The sequence below is a fragment of the Aquabacterium sp. genome (genome assembly GCF_014378415.1).
Lineage (GTDB): Bacteria > Pseudomonadota > Gammaproteobacteria > Burkholderiales > Burkholderiaceae_C > Aquabacterium.
Genome location: NZ_JACMNS010000102.1, coordinates 1 through 17,642, shown reverse-complemented (window position 1 = coordinate 17,642; position 17,642 = coordinate 1). Strand labels below are relative to the sequence as shown.

The 17,642-nt window shown below is 63.3% G+C and carries 13 protein-coding genes; 8 read left to right on the top strand and 5 right to left on the bottom strand.

The genetic code is table 11. The features are described 5' to 3' along the window. Positions 1–19: 19 nt before the first annotated feature. Genes acnD through prpB form a run of 3 tightly spaced genes read right to left on the bottom strand, consistent with a single transcriptional unit; the run spans position 20 to position 4,741 of the window. The gene (acnD, locus tag H7225_RS09090; protein ID WP_290661028.1) at positions 20–2,638 is read right to left on the bottom strand and encodes a Fe/S-dependent 2-methylisocitrate dehydratase AcnD; all 2,619 of its coding nucleotides are present in this window, start codon (positions 2,636–2,638) and stop codon (positions 20–22) included. 14 nt (positions 2,639–2,652) lie between these two features. Further along, positions 2,653–3,816, bottom strand: coding sequence for a 2-methylcitrate synthase (prpC, locus tag H7225_RS09085; RefSeq protein ID WP_290661025.1), 1,164 nt, complete (start codon positions 3,814–3,816; stop codon positions 2,653–2,655). A 40-nt stretch (positions 3,817–3,856) separates the two neighbouring features. After that, positions 3,857–4,741, bottom strand: a complete 885-nt coding sequence (prpB, locus tag H7225_RS09080) for a methylisocitrate lyase (protein WP_290661023.1) — start codon at positions 4,739–4,741, stop codon at positions 3,857–3,859. 226 nt (positions 4,742–4,967) lie between these two features. Here prpB and prpR point away from each other — a divergent pair, with 226 nt between their 5' ends. Both prpR and H7225_RS09070 read left to right on the top strand, forming a co-directional pair. Beyond that, on the top strand, positions 4,968–6,911 hold the full coding sequence (gene prpR, locus H7225_RS09075; RefSeq protein WP_290661021.1) for a propionate catabolism operon regulatory protein PrpR: 1,944 nt from the start codon (positions 4,968–4,970) through the stop codon (positions 6,909–6,911). A gap of 48 nt (positions 6,912–6,959) precedes the next feature. Continuing rightward, positions 6,960–8,876: a radical SAM protein gene (locus tag H7225_RS09070; protein ID WP_290661019.1), complete on the top strand. Its 1,917-nt coding sequence runs from the start codon at positions 6,960–6,962 to the stop codon at positions 8,874–8,876. 333 nt (positions 8,877–9,209) lie between these two features. Here H7225_RS09070 and H7225_RS09065 read toward each other — a convergent pair whose 3' ends face one another. After that, positions 9,210–10,226 (bottom strand): aldolase/citrate lyase family protein, encoded by a 1,017-nt coding sequence (locus H7225_RS09065; RefSeq protein ID WP_290661017.1) that lies wholly within the window; start codon positions 10,224–10,226, stop codon positions 9,210–9,212. 138 nt (positions 10,227–10,364) lie between these two features. On the opposite strand from H7225_RS09065, the gene H7225_RS09060 reads away from it, so the two are divergent. Then, positions 10,365–11,987 (top strand): GMC family oxidoreductase N-terminal domain-containing protein, encoded by a 1,623-nt coding sequence (locus H7225_RS09060; RefSeq protein WP_290661015.1) that lies wholly within the window; start codon positions 10,365–10,367, stop codon positions 11,985–11,987. Between the two features lie 116 nt (positions 11,988–12,103). Then, positions 12,104–13,648, top strand: a complete 1,545-nt coding sequence (locus H7225_RS09055; protein WP_290661013.1) for a methyl-accepting chemotaxis protein — start codon at positions 12,104–12,106, stop codon at positions 13,646–13,648. Positions 13,649–13,737: 89 nt separating this feature from the next. Here H7225_RS09055 and H7225_RS09050 read toward each other — a convergent pair whose 3' ends face one another. Continuing rightward, positions 13,738–14,724, bottom strand: a complete 987-nt coding sequence (locus H7225_RS09050; RefSeq protein WP_290661011.1) for a malate dehydrogenase — start codon at positions 14,722–14,724, stop codon at positions 13,738–13,740. A gap of 172 nt (positions 14,725–14,896) precedes the next feature. On the opposite strand from H7225_RS09050, the gene H7225_RS09045 reads away from it, so the two are divergent. The 4 genes from H7225_RS09045 to H7225_RS09030 form a co-directional block, all read left to right on the top strand. After that, entirely contained in the window at positions 14,897–15,718 is an 822-nt protein-coding gene (locus H7225_RS09045) for a GntR family transcriptional regulator (protein WP_290661009.1), read from the top strand. Positions 15,719–15,804: 86 nt separating this feature from the next. Continuing rightward, entirely contained in the window at positions 15,805–16,239 is a 435-nt protein-coding gene (gene sdhC / locus H7225_RS09040; RefSeq protein ID WP_290661007.1) for a succinate dehydrogenase, cytochrome b556 subunit, read from the top strand. Between the two features lie 24 nt (positions 16,240–16,263). Further along, complete coding sequence (sdhD, locus tag H7225_RS09035; RefSeq protein WP_290661006.1) at positions 16,264–16,626, top strand: succinate dehydrogenase, hydrophobic membrane anchor protein; 363 nt, start codon at positions 16,264–16,266, stop codon at positions 16,624–16,626. A 3-nt stretch (positions 16,627–16,629) separates the two neighbouring features. After that, positions 16,630–17,642: FAD-binding protein (locus H7225_RS09030; RefSeq protein WP_290661004.1), on the top strand; the 1,013-nt coding region annotated here is incomplete at its 3' end.

Below are 17,642 nucleotides of genomic sequence, written 5' to 3'. Positions count from 1 at the left end.
CCGCAAGGTTGGGCGACGTTCAAGCTGCCTTGGTGGAGGCCAGGAAATCCTGCGCAAAGCGTTGCAACACGCCGCCTGCTTCGTAGACCGAGACCTCTTCCGCCGTGTCCAGGCGGCAGGTCATGGGCACCTTGACCACGTCACCATTCTTGCGGTTGATGACCAGGATCAGGTCTGCGCGGGGTGTGCGCTCACCTTCAACATCATAGGTTTCGGTGCCATCAAGGTTCAGGCTCAAGCGGTTGGTGCCTGGCTTGAACTCCAAGGGCATCACGCCCATGCCGATCAGGTTGGTGCGGTGGATGCGCTCGAAGCCTTCGGCCGCGATGGCTTCGACACCCGCCAGGCGAACGCCCTTGGCAGCCCAGTCGCGCGAAGAGCCCTGGCCGTAATCGGCACCGGCCACGATGATCAGCGGTTGCTTGCGGTCCAGGTAGGTTTCCATGGCCTCCCACATGCGCACCACTTGGCCTTCGGGCTCGATGCGGGCCAGCGAGCCGGCCTTCACCTTGCCGTCGGCGTCAACCACCATTTCGTTTTTCAACGTGGGGTTGGCGAAGGTGGCGCGCATGGCGGTCAGGTGGTCACCGCGGTGGGTGGCGTAAGAGTTGAAGTCCTCTTCCGGCAAACCCATTTTGTGCAGGTATTCACCGGCGGCCGAGTTCATCATGATCGCGTTGGACGGCGACAGGTGGTCGGTGGTGATGTTGTCCGGCAGGATGGCCAACGGGCGCATGCCCTTCAGCGTTCGCGGGTTGGCGGCCAGGGCGCCCACGCCTTCGGTGTCCCAATAAGGCGGGCGGCGGATGTAGGTGCTTTGCGGGCGCCAGTTGTACAGCGGGTCGACCTTGGTGCCAGCATCCAGCTGAATCGCGAACATCGGCTCGTAGACCTTGCGGAACTGCTCGGGCTTCACTGAAGACTTGACGATGGCGTCGATCTCTTCGTCTGACGGCCAGATGTCTTTCAGGCGGATTTCTTTCCCATCAACCACACCCAGCACGTCGCGCTCGATGTCGAAGCGGATGGTGCCGGCAATCGCATAAGCCACGACCAGCGGGGGCGAGGCCAGGAAGGCCTGCTTGGCATAGGGGTGGATGCGGCCATCGAAATTGCGGTTGCCCGACAGCACAGCGGTGGCGTAGAGGTCACGGTCAATGATCTCTTTCTGGATGACCGGATCAAGCGCGCCCGACATGCCGTTGCAGGTGGTGCAGGCAAAGCCCACGATGCCGAAGCCGAGCTTTTCGAGGTCTTGCAGAAGGCCAGCTTCGTTCAGGTACAGCTCGACCGTTTTGGAGCCAGGGGCCAGCGATGACTTCACCCAAGGCTTGCGCGTGAGGCCCAGTTGGTTGGCGTTGCGCGCCAGCAGGGCGGCCGCGATCACGTTGCGCGGGTTGGAGGTGTTGGTGCAACTGGTGATGGCGGCAATGATCACGGCGCCATCGGGCATCGTGCCTTCACCCTCAAGAGGCATGCTCCACGGGCCGTTGATGCCCTTGGCCGCCATGTCGGTGGTGGCCACGCGAGCGTGCGGGTTCGAGGGGCCGGCCATGTTGCGCACCACGCTCGACAAGTCGAAGCTCAGGGTGCGTTCGTAGACGGCGTCCTTCAAGGTGTCGGACCACAGGCCGCCGACCTTGGCGTAGGTCTCGACCAGTTTGATCTGTTCGTCGGTGCGGCCGGTCAGGCGCAAATACTCGATGGTTTGCTCGTCGATGCTGAACATGGCGGCGGTGGCGCCGTACTCAGGGGCCATGTTCGAGATCGTGGCGCGGTCGCCCAGGGTCAGGCTGGGCACGCCTTCGCCGTAGAACTCCAGGTAAGCGCCCACGACCTTGGCCTTGCGCAAGAACTCGGTCATGGCCAGCACCACGTCGGTGGCGGTGATGCCAGGCGGGCGCTTGCCCGTCAGGTTCACGCCCACGATCTCGGGCAGGCGCATCCACGAGGCGCGCCCCAGCATCACGTTCTCGGCTTCCAGGCCGCCCACGCCGATGGCGACCACGCCCAGCGCATCCACGTGCGGGGTGTGCGAATCGGTGCCGACGCAGGTGTCGGGGTAGGCCAGGCCCTTGTCGTTGTGGATGACGGGGGACATCTTCTCCAGATTGATCTGGTGCATGATCCCGTTCCCCGCGGGGATCACATCGACGTTGTCGAAGGCCAGCTTGGTCCAGTTGATGAAGTGGAAGCGGTCTTCGTTGCGGCGATCTTCGATGTCGCGGTTCTTCTGGAAGGCATCGGGATCAAACCCGCCGCACTCCACGGCCAGCGAGTGATCCACGATCAACTGCACGGGCACCACGGGGTTCACCTTGGACGGGTCGCCACCCATGTCGGCGATGGCATCGCGCAAGCCTGCCAGGTCCACCAAGGCCGTTTGGCCCAGGATGTCGTGGCAGGCCACGCGCGCCGGAAACCACGGAAAGTCGTGGTCACGCAGGCGCTCGATCAATTGCGTCAGCGATTGCGTCAGGATGGCCGGGTCGGCCTTGCGCACCAGGTTCTCGGCGTGCACGCGCGAGGTGTAGGGCAGGGTGGCCCACGCACCGGGCTTGATCGCATCGACGGCTTCTCGCGCGTCGAAGTAATCCAGCTTGGTGCCGGGCAGATTCTTGCGGTAGGCGGTGTTCATGGGGAGGCTCACGCTCACTTGCGATCCTGGATCGGCACGAACTTCTGATCCTCGGGCCCGGTGTAGTTGGCCGAAGGACGGATGATCTTGCCGTCAATGCGTTGCTCGATCACGTGGGCTGACCAGCCGCTGGTGCGGGCGATCACGAACAGCGGCGTGAACATGGCGGTGGGCACGCCCATCATGTGATAGCTGACCGCGCTGAACCAGTCCAGGTTGGGGAACATCTTCTTGATTTCCCACATCACCGATTCCAGGCGCTCGGCGATGTCGTACATCTTCGTGTTCGACTGCTCCAGGCTCAGCTCGTGCGCCACTTGCTTGATGACCTTGTTGCGCGGGTCGCTCACGGTGTAGACGGGGTGACCGAAGCCGATCACGACTTCCTTCTTCTCGACGCGGGCGCGGATGTCGGCCTCAGCTTCATCGGGGGTGTCGTAGCGCTTCTGGATTTCAAACGCGACTTCGTTGGCGCCGCCGTGCTTGGGGCCGCGCAAAGCGCCAATGCCGCCGCCAATGGCCGAGAACATGTCCGAGCCCGTGCCCGCGACCACTCGCGAGGCGAAGGTCGAGGCGTTGAACTCGTGCTCGGCGTACAGGATCAGCGAGGTGTGCATGGCGCGAACCCAGCTGTCACGGGGCTTCACGCCATGCAGCAGGTGCAGGAAGTGCCCGCCGATCGAGTCATCATCGGTCTCAACCTCGATGCGCTTGCCGTTGTGGCTGTAGTGGTACCAGTACAGCAGCATCGAGCCCAGCGAGGCCATCAGCTTGTCGGCGATGTCGCGGGCGCCGGGGTGGTTGTGGTCGTCCTTCTCGGGCGACAGGCAGCCCAGCACGGACACGCCGGTGCGCATCACGTCCATCGGGTGGGCGGACGGGGGCAGTTGCTCCAGCGCGGTCTTCAGGCCGGCGGGGATGCCGCGCAGCGACTTCAGCTTGGTCTTGTAGAAGGCCAGTTCGGCGCGGGTGGGCAGCTTGCCGTGCACCAGCAGGTAGGCGATTTCTTCGAACTCGCTGGTCTGGGCCAGGTCGAGGATGTCGTAGCCACGGTAAGCCAGGTCGTTGCCGGTGCGGCCCACGGTGCACAGGGCAGTGTTGCCTGCGGTGGTGCCGGACAAGGCCACGGACTTCTTGGGTTTGAAGCCGGGGGTGGTGGTCTCTGGGGTGGCGCTCATGCGTTTTCTCTCCTAAAACGGATGCAGGGAATCGATCGGGTTATTTTTTGGCGGCGAACAGGGCGTCCAGCTTGCCCTCGAACGCGTGATAGCCAATGCGGTCGTACAACTCTTCACGCGTCTGCATGATGTCCACCACATTCTTCTGGTGGCCGTCACGGCGAATGGCAGTGTAGACCGCCTCGGCAGCCTTGTTCATGGCGCGGAAGGCGCTCAGCGGGTAGAGCACCATGCCCACATTCACGCTGCGCAATTCATCGACCGTGAACAGCGGCGTCTGGCCGAATTCGGTGATGTTGGCCAGCACGGGCACGTTCAGGGCGTCCACGAATCTTTTGTAGGTGGGCAGATCGTAGGCGGCTTCCACAAAGATGGCATCGGCACCGGCTTCCACGCACTTGATCGCGCGCTCAATGGCCGCATCAACCCCGTGCACCTGGATGGCGTCGGTGCGGGCGATGATGAAGAAGTCGGGGTCGGTTTTGGCATCGACGGCGGCCTTGACGCGGTCCACCATCTCTTCAGTCGAGACGATTTCTTTGCCGGGGCGGTGGCCGCAGCGCTTGGCGCCCACTTGATCCTCCAGGTGGCAGGCAGCCGCGCCCGCCTTGATCAGGCTCTTGATGGTGCGGGCCATGTTGAAGGCACTGGGGCCGAAGCCGGTGTCGATGTCGACCAGCAGGGGCACATCGCACACGTCGGTGATGCGGCGCACGTCGGTCAGCACGTCGTCCAGGTTGTTGATGCCCAGGTCGGGCAGGCCCAGCGAGCCCGCGGCCACACCGCCACCTGACAAATAGATGGCGCGGTAACCCGCCCGTTTGGCCAGCAAAGCGTGGTTGGCGTTGATGGCGCCAATGATTTGCAGCGGAGATTCGTCTTTCAGTGCTTGGCGAAAGCGTTGGCCAGGGGTCGTGAGGGACATGTCAGTTCTCCAACTTGGGAAGCAGGTTTCAGCGGGGATGCTCAATGTTTGCAACGCTTGTGCCAGGTGGCCTTGTCAGGGCGCAGCTTGGGCCTCAGGCCGCCAAGTGCTTGATTTTATTCGCCAAGGCGGTGTTCGGCTTGCTGGTTTTTGTGCCTTTTTACACCGACAACGTTTCATCCGTGGAACAATGCAACATCATGGATGAAACGCGTTGAACCCCATCATGCCCACCTCCTATGTCATTTCTCCGACCCGGGGCGGCTTGCCGCAGATTGTGGCGGTGGGCTTTCGCCGCATCAACAAGATGCTGCAAGAGGTGGCGCCCGAGTTCGCGGGCCAGGCCACCGTTGAGGTGCTGGACGTGGGCTTTGAAGAAGCCGTGGCCCGGGTGAAGGCTTTGCACGCACTCAGGTCCATTGACGTGGTCGTGGCGGCGGGCTCCAACGGCGGCTATTTGCGCCAGCACCTTGACATGCCCGTCGTGCTGGTCAAGGTGGGTGGCTTCGACCTGATGCAGGCCATGACGCGCGCCAAGCGGCTGTCGTCACGCGTCGGTTTGGTGACCTACGAGGGCATGGCGCCCGACATGGCGCCGTTCAGCGAGCTGTTCGAGCTGACGGTGGAGCAGCGAAGTTACCGCACCGAGGAAGAAGCGCTGAGCTGCGTGCAGGCGCTCAAAAACCTGGGCGTGACCGTGCTGGTGGGTTCCGGCATGGTGGCCGACCTGGCTGATCAGTTGGGGCTGACTGGTGTGTTCTTGTATTCCGGCGATGCCGTGCGCGAAGCCCTGAACGATGCCTTGGAGGTGGCCCGTGCCTCGCGCATCGAGCTGGCCAAGCGCGAGCGGCTCAACACCATCCTGGCGCAACTCAGCGACGGCGTGATCGCGGTCGATCAGCAAGAACGCATTCAAACCCTGAACCCGGCCATGGCGCAATTGCTGGGCGTCTTGCCCGCGCAATGGCTGGGCCGCAAACTCAGTGAGCTCAGCCCGGATTTGAGCCTGCAAAGCACCTTGCGCCTGGCCACGCAAGAGTTGGAAAAGATCGAGCGCGTCAAAGGCAAGGCCTTGATCGTGAACCGCATGCCCATCATCGAGCAAGGCGTGTTGACCGGCGCGGTGCTCAGCTGCCAGGACCCCATCTCCATCCAGCGCGTGGACCGTCACATCCGCACGCGCATCAAGCCGGAGGCGCCCGGCACCCGCTATCAGCTGGACCAGTTTCTAGGGCAGAGCGCGGCGATCGAGCGCATCCGCCAGCTGGCCCGCCGTTGCGCCGGTAGCCAGGCCACGGTGCTGCTGATGGGTGAAAGCGGCACCGGCAAGGAGTTGATCGCCCAGGGCATCCACATGGCCAGCGACCGCCGCGAGCTGCCTTTCGTGGCCGTGAACTGCGCGGCGGTGTCCGAGTCCCTGCTGGAAAGCGAGCTGTTCGGCTACGAAGAAGGCGCCTTCACCGGTGCCCGGCGTGGCGGCAAAATCGGCCTGTTCGAAGCCGCGCACAAGGGCACCATTTTTCTGGACGAGGTGGGCGAGATGCCCGTGTCACTGCAGACTCGCCTGCTGCGGGTGCTGCAAGAGCGCGAGGTGCTGCGCGTGGGCGCCATCGAACCTACGCCCGTCAATGTGCGCGTGATCGCCGCCACCCACCGCGACCTGATGGCGCACGTCGAGCGCGGCCTGTTCCGCCTGGACCTGTTCTACCGCCTGAACATCCTGCGGATCGACATCCCCCCCTTGCGCGACCGCCTGGACGACCTGTTGCCCATTGCCCTGGCGCTGCACCGGCAGGTCTGCGCCAGGCTGAGGCTCGATGTCGAGCGCACTCGCCCCTTGATCGACGCGCTGGTTGAGCAAGCCGCGCCATACGATTGGCCCGGCAACGTGCGCGAGCTGGAGAACATCGTCGAGCGGATGATGGCCTACGCCGAAACCGCCCAGGTGCGCATGACGCAGGAGGCCGCTGCCGCTTTTGTTCAGGCCACGGCACCCGAGCTGTTGGCATCGGTGCCGATGGGCACATTGCCGCCCTTGAAGGCGCGCCAGGCCGAGACGGAGCGTGCCGAAATTCTGCGTGTGCTGGCCGAATGCAGCGGCGACCGCGCCCAGGCCAGCGCGCGCTTGGGCATCAGCCGCACCACCCTGTGGCGCAAACTCAAGCCCTGAAGCGGCCCACCCCTGGCAAAATGGGCGGCTGCCCCCTCTGTATCCACCATGTCCCTTGCCAAGCCCTTGCGCGTGCTGTCCGTCATCCCCCCGATGACGCAACTGAACACGCCTTACCCATCGACCGCCTACCTGACGGGCTTCTTGCGTTCTCGCGGGGTAGATGCCGTGCAGGAGGACCTGGCGCTGGCCCTGGTGCTGGCCCTGTTCTCGCGCGAAGGCCTGCCGGGCATCCACGCGTGTGTTCAGGTCGTGCCCGAGGCCAAGCGCACCAAGGCGCTGCGGTCGTTTGATGCGCAGTTCGAGCGCTACCTGTCCACCATGGCGCCCACCATCGCTTTTTTGCAGGGCCGGGACGCCACGCTGGCGCACCGCATCAACACCCGCCATTTCCTGCCCGAGGGGCCGCGTTTCGCTTCGCTCGACGTCTACATCGACGAAGACGGTGGCGACCCGTTGGCCTGGGCGTTTGGCGCCCTGGGTTTGCAAGACCGCGCCCGCCACCTCGCTACCTTGTATTTGAACGACCTGGCTGACGTGCTGCGCGACGCGGTCGATCCTCGTTTCGAGTTCGTGCGCTATGCCGAATCGCTGGCCCAAAGCCAGGCCACCTTCGAGCCCTTGCACCAGGCCTTGCAGGCGCCGCTCAACCTGGTCGACACCACCTTGCAGCGCCTGACCCTGGCCGCCATCGAACGCCACGAGCCCGATGTGGTGCTGATCTCCGTGCCATTCCCGGGCGCGGTGTACGCCGCCTTCCGCATGGCGCAGACCATCAAGGCCGCGCGGCCCGGCATCAAGCTGGCCTTGGGCGGGGGCTTCGTCAACACCGAGTTGCGCGAGCTGAGCGAACCCCGTGTGTTCGACTACTTCGACTTCGTCACGTTGGACGCCGGCGAGCGCCCCTTGCTGGCTTTGCTCGATCACATTCAAGGCCAGCGTTCAGCCCAGCGCCTGTCGCGCACCTTTGTGCGAGACCTTGAGAGCGGCCAGGTCCGCTACATGAACATGGCCGAGCCCGACGTGCCTTTCGCCGAGGTCGGCACGCCCACCTGGGATGGCCTGGCCCTGGACCGCTACCTGTCCTTGCTGGACATGCTCAACCCCATGAACCGCTTGTGGTCCGATGGTCGCTGGAACAAACTGACCATCGCCCATGGTTGCTACTGGAAGAAGTGCAGCTTCTGCGATGTCAGTCTGGACTACATCTCGCGCTACGAAACCACCACGGCGGAAATGCTGGTCGATCGCATCGAGGCCATCGTCCAAGAGACTGGCCAGACCGGCTTCCATTTCGTGGACGAGGCCGCCCCGCCCAAGATGCTCAAGGCGCTCGCGCACGAGTTGATCAAGCGGCAGTTGTCCATCTCATGGTGGGGCAACATCCGCTTCGAAAAATCCTTCAGCCCTGAGCTGTGCCAACTGTTGGCCGACAGCGGCTGCATCGCCATTTCGGGTGGCCTGGAAGTGGCCTCTGATCGCCTGCTCACCTTGATGAAAAAAGGCGTGTCGGTGGAGCAGGTGGCGCGTGTCACCCAAGGCTTCACCGACGCGGGCATCCTGGTCCACGCCTACCTGATGTACGGCTTCCCCACGCAGACGGTGCAGGACACTGTCGATGCCTTGGAGTACGTGCGTCAACTCTTTGCCAACGGCTGCATCCAGTCGGGCTTCTTCCACCGTTTTGCCTGCACGGTGCACTCGCCCGTGGGCCAGAACCCTCAGGAATACGGCGTCAAGCTGCAAGCCTTGCCGCCCACCACCTTCGCCAAGAACGACATCGCCTTCATCGACCCCACGGGGGTTGACCACGATGTGCTCGGTGTCGGTCTGAAAAAAGCCATCTATAACTTCATGCACGGCATCGGCCTGGAAGAAGACGTGCGCACCTGGTTCAAGGGCAAAGTGCCGCGAACGACGGTGGCACCTCACCGCATTGAGCGGGCCTTGGCCAACCAGAAATGAGCAGGCAAGTCTGGCTTCGGGTGTGTCTCGTCAACGCATGCGAAGAACTGGGCGTCTTGTTTTGGCAGCGCGGGGCGGGGATGAGGCGGTCTCCGGCGGGGCGCCTGGCTTGGTGCTGAGAAGCGGAGTGCCGAGGTGGGCACGCGACAGCGTGCATCGTCATCTGACTGGCCGTGGTTGTTTGAACGAAGCGGATGCAATCCTCGCAGTGAGTTCCACGGCCCCACCTTGGCACGAGCATCGCAAGGCAGTCCCGCTAACAGCGGGACCACCAAGCTGAAGCCCTGCCGGAGACCGCCCCAGCCCGCGCCCCGCGCTGCCAGAACAAAGCCACTAACCAAAAAACGCCGCCTCAATCTCCGCAGGCAATGGCTGCCCCGTCAACCAAGCCCGCTCCAGCACATGCCAATAGTGCCGATAACTGGCCCGATCGTGCAAAACGCTGCGGTACGACGTGGGCGCCCAATGCGCCTGCTGAGCAGCCGTCAAAATGGCCACCGCATCATCCACCTCGGCCGCCACCGGCGCAAACGCGTCCACGATCACCGGGATCTGGTCCGGGTGGATGCTCCACATGCGCGTGTAGCCCAACTCACGCGAAGCACGCCCCGCGGCCACCCCCAATGCCCGAGCATCCTTGAACTCGGTGACCACGCAATGGGACGGCGTGATGCGCGCGGCATGGCAAGCGGCGGCAATCTCCAGCTTGGCGCGCAGCACCAGCGGATGGTGGAACTGGCCCTGCGCACTCATGGCCGAAGCCGGGACGGCGCCCCGGTGCTCCGACACAAAATCCATCAGCCCGAAAGACAGCGACTCCACCCCCGGCAAGGCAGCAATGGCCGCCACCTCTTGCAGCGCGTGGTGCGTCTCGATCAGCACATGCACCGGCACGATGTGGCCAACACCGTGCTTCAGGCGCGCCGCCTTGATGGCCTCGACCGCTCGCTTCGTTTCCTCCTCGCCCGCCACCTTGGGCACCATCAGGTAGGCCAGCCGAGGGCCCGCCTGCTGGATCAGTGTCTGGATGTCGTCCTCGAAGCGCGGGTGGCTGGGCGCATGAACCCGCGCGCCGACGCGTCCGCAGGCATTGGCCGGGCTGTTGAGCAGTTCGGCCACCAGCAGCGCCTGTTCGTGCTCGCCGCCCACGGGGGCGCCGTCCTCCAGGTCCAGCGTCACGTCGAACACCGCTCGGCCATCGGTTTGTGAGGCCATGTCAGCCTGCAGCGCCAGGCTCTTGCGCATGCGGGCTTCAATGCCCGCGTAGTGGTCGCACACGGGCAGGTTGGGGGAGCGTTGCTCGGCACCAAACAAGGCCAGGCGTGGATGGATGGTGCTGAGTGTTGACAAGGCGGCGTCCTCTCTGCTCTTTGAAAACCAAGGCAATGCAAGCGCAGGCCCTCGGTCATTGTCCTCTTGTCGACCCAAGCCTTCAACTGGCAAACATTTTTTTCAAGGCGGCGCTTTCACGTAGGATGCTCTTACTCCATGAGCCAACCCACCTTCGACCACATCATCATCGGCGCTGGCACGGCCGGTTGCCTGCTGGCCAATCGCTTGTCCGCCGATCCCTCGCGCCGAGTCTTGCTGATTGAAGCCGGCGGCAAGGACGATTACCACTGGATCCACATCCCGGTGGGCTACCTGTACTGCATGGGCAACGCCCGCACCGACTGGCTCTACCGCACCGAGCCCGAGCCCGGCCTCAATGGCCGCAGCCTGGCCTATCCACGCGGCAAAACGCTGGGTGGCTCCTCCAGCATCAACGGCATGATCTACATGCGCGGCCAGGCCCGCGATTACGACCACTGGGCCGCACTCACTGGCGATGAAACCTGGCGCTGGGACCAGGTCCTGCCCTATTTCAAACAGCACGAAAACCACCACCAGGGGCTGGACGATCTGCACGGCGCCAGCGGCGAATGGCGGGTTGAAAAGCAGCGCTTGCGCTGGGACCTGCTGGACGCCATCGCCCTGGCCGCGCAGCAGGTCGGCATCCCCGCCACCCAGGATTTCAACCGTGGCTGCAACGAAGGCGTGGGCTACTTCGAAGTGAACCAACGCAAGGGCCTGCGCTGGAACGCGGCCAAAGCCTTCTTGCGCCCCACCTGTTACGACCGCCTCAACTTCGAGATGTGGACCCATGCCCAGGTCGCTCGGCTGGTGATCGAGGCACAGCCGGACGGCACGCAACGTTGCACGGGCGTGCAAGTCTGGAACGGCCACGAGATGGTCACCGCCGCAGCCAGCCGCGAGGTGATCCTGAGCGCCGGCAGCATCGGGTCCCCACAGATCCTGCAACTGTCGGGCATCGGCCCTGGCGAGTGTTTGCGCCAGCACGGCCTGCCCGTGCTGCACGAGTTGCCCGGTGTGGGCGCCAACCTGCAAGATCACCTGCAGATCCGCAGCGTGTTCAAGGTGACGGGTGCCAAGACCTTGAACACCATGCTCCAAAGCCATTGGGGCAAAGCCCGCATTGCCCTGGAATACGCGCTCAACCGCAGCGGCCCCATGAGCATGGCGCCCAGCCAGTTGGGTGCTTTCACGCGCAGTGATGCTTCGCAACCGCACCCCAACCTGCAGTACCACGTCCAGCCCTTGAGCCTGGACGCCTTCGGCCAGCCTTTGCATGATTTCGGTGCCTTCACCGCCAGCGTGTGCAACCTCAACCCCACCAGCCGGGGCACGGTGCGCCTCACCAGCCCTCGCTTCGAAGATGCCCCCGCCATCGCGCCCAACTATTTGAGCACCCCGCAAGACCGCCAAGTGGCGGCGGATTCACTGCGCTTGACTCGCCGCATCGTGGCCCAACCAGCCTTGGCCAAGTACCAACCTGCAGAGTGGAAGCCCGGCGTGCAGTTTGAATCCGACGAGGATTTGGCCCGTTTGGCCGGTGACATTGCCACCACCATCTTCCACCCGGTGGGCACCACCAAAATGGGGCGGGCCGACGACCCGATGGCGGTGGTGGACAGCCAGTTCAAAGTGATCGGCATGACCGGCCTGCGGGTGATCGACGCGGGCATAATCCCCACCATCACCAGCGGCAACCCCAATTCGCCCGTGTTGATGATGGCTGAGAAAGCCGCCGCTTTGATGGTGCGCGCGTGAGCCTGCACCGGGGTGCTCAAGGGCTACCGCTCGCTCGCTCGCGCGGCGGTTAAGTCAGGGCCGAGCCTTCAGAACCGCTCACGCTCCCGGTTTGCGAGCGTCACAAGGTGCATCGCATGTTGAACCTTCATCAGCTCAAATTGGGTCAGCGCTTGGGTTTGGGTTTTGGATTGCTGCTGCTATTGGCGGCCCTGATCGCCGGCGTGGGGTGGTTTCGCCTCGCGCATACGATCCGGGATGTCAATCACAGCAACGACGCGCAATCGCGGGCCACGGCGGCGCTCAAGTGGGAAAGCCTCACCTTGCTCAACGTCAATCGGACGCTGGCCATTGCCGAGTCAGGTGGCATCAAGGAAGTGAAAGATCATTTCGCGCCCCTGATCAAAGGCACGTCCGCTGACATCAGCGCGATTCAGAAAAGCCTGGAAGCCCTGGTCGACACGCCCGAGGTTAAAGCCCAATTCGACGACATCGCGGCCAAGCGCAAAGCCTACATTACAGCCCGCGATTCGATTTTTTCATTCCTGGAAATGGACGACCCGGGGGCCAAGGACGCCTTGAAAAGCGAGCTCCTGCCCGCCGCCGCCCGTTACATCACGGCCATCAACGGCTACCAGACCGTGCAGCGCCAGATCGCCGATGAGCAGTCAGTCTTGGCGCGCCAGCGTGTGTCGCGGGCGCAGATGCTGCTGTTGGCCCTGGCCGCGGTCAGCCTGGTGATCGGCGTGGCCTGCGCCTGGGTCATAACCCGCTCGGTGACGGGGCCTTTGCACCAGGTGGTGTCGGCCACCAAGGTCATTGCCAGCGGCGACTTGTCCCAGCGCGTCACCATGGATGGGCGCGATGAATTGTCCGAGCTGTGCCGCAGCCTGGAGGACATGCAGCAATCCTTGCGCAGCATCGTGGGCGAGGTGCGGCAATCCACCGACTCGATCCAGACCGCCAGCCAGGAAGTGGCCATGGGCAGCCAGGATCTCTCCAGCCGAACCGAGCAAGCCGCTGCCAGCCTGGAGGAAACCGCCTCCACCATGGAGCAGATCTCCGGCACCATCCGGCACACGGCCGATGCCGCCCGCACCGCCAACCAACTGGCGGGCGGGGCGGCGCAGGCGGCCACCAACGGCGGCAAGGTGGTGTCCCAAGTGGTGGCCACCATGGCCGAGATCACCCAAAGCTCCAAGCGCATCGTCGACATCATCAGCGTCATCGATGGCATTGCTTTTCAGACCAACATCCTGGCGCTGAACGCGGCGGTGGAAGCCGCCCGAGCGGGCGAGCAGGGCCGTGGCTTTGCCGTGGTGGCGGCTGAGGTGAGGGCGCTGGCCCAGCGCGCGGCCAGTGCGGCTGGCGAGATCAAGGTGCTGATCGGGGCATCCAGTGAGCGCGTGGAAGCTGGCGCCGCCTTGGTGAACCAGGCCGGCACCTCCATGGCCGCCATCGTTGATTCGGTGCAACGCGTGGCCGACATCATCGGCGAGATCACCTCTGCTTCCACCGAGCAATCCGAAGGCATCAGCCAGGTCAACACGGCGGTCTCTCAACTCGACAGCATGACCCAGCAAAACGCCGCCTTGGTCGAGGAGTCGGCCGCCGCGGCTGAAAGCCTCAAGGAACAGGCCGCCAAGCTAGCGTCGGTGGTGTCCGTGTTCCGCCTGTCCTGATCCAACTCTGGTGCAATCGAAGGCGAAAAAAAGCCGGCTGACCCGAAGGTCGCCGGCTTTTGTGTCAGCTGAAGCTCAACTGAAATGGATCACAGCAGGTGCTTGACGCCGTCTTGCTCGCCTTGCAGCTCGGCCAGGGTCTTGTTGATGCACTCTTGCGAGAAAGCATCAATGGGCAGGCCCTCGACCATCTTGTATTCGCCGCCTTCGCAGGTCACGGGGTAGCCAAACATGATGTCAGCCGGAATGCCATATTCGCCCTTGGAAGGGATGCCCATGGTGACCCACTTGCCATTGGTGCCCAAGGCCCAATCGCGCATGTGGTCGATGGCGGCGTTGGCAGCCGAAGCCGCCGACGACACGCCACGGGCGGCGATGATGGCCGCGCCACGCTTGCCCACGGTGGGCAGGAACACGTCGCTGTTCCACACCGCGTCGTTGATCATGTCCTTGACCGATTGGCCATCGATCGTGGCAAAGCGGTAGTCAGCGTACATGGTGGGCGAGTGGTTGCCCCACACGGCCAGCTTCTCGATCGAGGCCACGGGCTTGCCAGTCTTGGCGGCCAGTTGCGAGGCAGCGCGGTTGTGGTCCAGGCGCAGCATGGCGGTGAAGTTTTTGGCCGGCAAGTCCGGGGCCGACTTCATGGCGATGTAGGCGTTGGTGTTGGCGGGGTTGCCCACCACCAGCACGCGCACATTGCGCGAAGCGACGGCGTTCAGGGCCTTGCCTTGAGCCGTGAAAATCTGGGCGTTGGCGGCCAACAGGTCGGCGCGCTCCATGCCGGGGCCGCGGGGGCGTGCGCCGACCAACAAGGCGTAGTCGGTGTCCTTGAAGGCTTGCAGCGGATCGCTGTGGGCTTCGATGCCGGCCAGCAGAGGGAAGGCGCAGTCTTCGAGTTCCATGATCACGCCCTTCAGCGCGTTCTGAGCTTTCTCGTCAGCGATCTCCAGCAGTTGCAGGATCACGGGTTGATCTTTGCCCAGCATTTCGCCAGAGGCAATGCGGAACAGCAGGGCGTAGCCAATTTGACCAGCGGCGCCAGTGACGGCAACGCGAACGGGTGATTTGCTCATGTGCAACTCCGAAAGAAAAGAGGAGAGAAGTGGGGTAGTAACAACCCCCAAGTGTAGCGTCGTGCGCAGTCTAGGGGCAGTGTCGCGAATCGTCAATGCTCTTATGTCTTATATAAGACATCTTTCATCAGAGGGTGGACTAAAGCGGGGGCTTGTGGTGCAATCAACTCCCGTGAAAACCCATGCTGTAGTGGCCCCTTCCTTGCCTGCCTCTGGTGCCTCCGCCGAGCCGCCCTCTGTGGTCGCAGGCGAGGTGTCGGCGTCTGGCGTCGGATCGCCGTCATTCAGCCCGCTCTACCAGCAGATCAAGTCGCTCATTTTGCGCAGTCTGCAGGCCGGTGAATGGCGCCCCGGCGAGGCCATCCCCAGCGAAATCGAGTTGGCGGCCCGCTTCAAGGTCAGCCAGGGCACCGTGCGCAAGGCAGTCGATGAGCTGGCGTCCGAGCACCTGCTGTTGCGCCGCCAGGGCAAGGGCACCTATGTGGCCACCCACGCCGAAGAGCGCGTGCAATATCGTTTTCTGCGCCTCACGCCCGATCAGCCCGAGCATGCCGGCCCGGTTCAGCGTGAGTTCCTCGATTGCCGTCGCCTGCGCGCTCCGGCCGACATCGCCCGCCTGCTGCAGCTCAAGGCTGGTGACATGGTGGTTGAAGTGCGCCGCGTCATGCATTTCGCCGGCAAGCCGGTGGTGCTGGACGACATCTGGCTGCCCGGGCACCTGTTCAAGGGCCTGACGGCCGAGCGGCTGAGCGACTACAAAGGCCCGATGTACGGCCTGTTTGAAACTGAGTTTGGCGTGCGCATGATCCGTGCCGAAGAAAAGATTCGGGCCGTGGCTGCTGGCAATGTTGAGGCCGCTCTGCTCAATACCGCCGTGGGCGCACCGCTTTTGAGCGTAGAGCGCCTGTCCCACACGTACGATGATCAACCTGTTGAGTTGCGCCGCGGGCTCTACATGACCGAGTTCCACCACTATCGGAACGAATTGAATTAACCCCTTCGATGATGTGCAAGGGATTGCCCTTAAAATCGCCCATCCTTTGACTGTTCTTTGACGCAAGGCAGAAGCCTTCAGGAAAAATGGCTGACAACTCCAAAACCCCACGCCCCGTCTTCACGAACATTCATGTCACTGACATCGTCAGCTACAAATTGCCACCGGCCGGGATCGTCTCGATCCTGCACCGCATCAGTGGCGTCGTGATGTTTCTTCTGCTGCCGTTCATCGTCTGGATGTTTGATACCAGCGTGACCTCTGAGATCTCGTACGACGAGTTCAAATCCGTGTTCACGGCGGGCTCCGGCTGGTTGCCGGCCATCTTGGTCAATGTCATCACTTGGGGCCTGATCTGGGCCTACTTGCACCATTTCATCGCCGGTGTGCGCCATCTGCTGATGGACGCCAACCACCACTTGGTGAGCAAGCAGAGTGGTCACAACTCGGCCCTCGTGGTCCTGGCCCTGAGCGTCAGCCTGACGCTGATCCTGGGCGCCAAGCTGTTCGGCCTGTTCTGATTTCGACTGCGGATAATTAACACCATGTCTAAAAACTACGGTACCAAACGCGTCGTCGTCGGCGCGCACTACGGCCTGCGCGACTGGCTGGCGCAACGCGTCACGGCTGGCCTGATGGCGCTGTTCACAGTGGCGCTGCTGCTGCAGGTCATCTTTGGCGAACACATCAGCTACGAAAAATGGGCGGGCATCTTCTCGCACCAATGGATGAAGGTCCTGACCTTCGTGGTCATCCTGTCCCTGGCCTACCACGCCTGGGTCGGCATGCGCGACATCTGGATGGACTACATCAAACCCGTGGGCATCCGACTGAGCCTGCAAGTGTTCACCATCGTCTGGCTCGTGGGCTGCGCTGGTTGGGCCATCCAAGTGCTGTGGAGACTGTAAATAATGGCGATCGCAACTACTTCTTCTATTCCCACCCGCAAGTTTGACGTTGTCATCGTCGGAGCCGGCGGCTCTGGCATGCGTGCTTCCTTGCAGCTGTCCCTGGCCGGCCTGAACGTGGCCGTGCTGTCCAAAGTGTTCCCCACCCGTTCGCACACCGTGGCGGCGCAGGGCGGCATTGGTGCCTCGCTGGGCAACATGTCAGAAGACAACTGGCACTACCACTTCTACGACACCATCAAGGGCTCCGACTGGCTGGGCGACCAGGACGCCATCGAGTTCATGTGCCGTGAAGCCCCCAAGGTCGTGTACGAGCTCGAACACTTCGGCATGCCGTTTGACCGCAATGCCGATGGCACCATCTACCAGCGCCCCTTCGGTGGCCACACCGCCAACTACGGCGAAAAGCCCGTGCAACGCGCTTGCGCCGCCGCTGACCGCACTGGCCACGCGCTGTTGCACACGCTGTACCAGCAAAACATCAAGGCCCGCACCCAGTTCTTCGTCGAATGGATGGCGCTGGACCTCATCCGTGACTCCGAAGGCGATGCTGTCGGCGTGACCGCGCTTGAAATGGAAACCGGCGAGGTGCAGGTTCTGCACGCCAAGACCGTGCTGTTTGCCACAGGCGGCGCGGGTCGCATTTACCAAGCCTCGACCAACGCCTACATCAACACCGGTGACGGCCTGGGCATGGCGGCACGTGCGGGCATCCCGCTCGAAGACATGGAGTTCTGGCAGTTTCACCCCACCGGCGTCGCCGGTGCGGGCGTGTTGCTGACCGAAGGCTGCCGTGGCGAAGGTGCCATCCTGCGCAACAGCAATGGCGAACGCTTCATGGAGCGCTACGCCCCCACCCTGAAGGACCTGGCCCCGCGCGACTTCGTGTCCCGCTCCATGGACCAGGAAATCAAGGAAGGCCGAGGCTGCGGCCCCAACAAGGATTACATCCTGTTGGACATGACCCACCTGGGTGCCGAGACCATCCACAAGCGCCTGCCTTCGGTGCAAGAGAT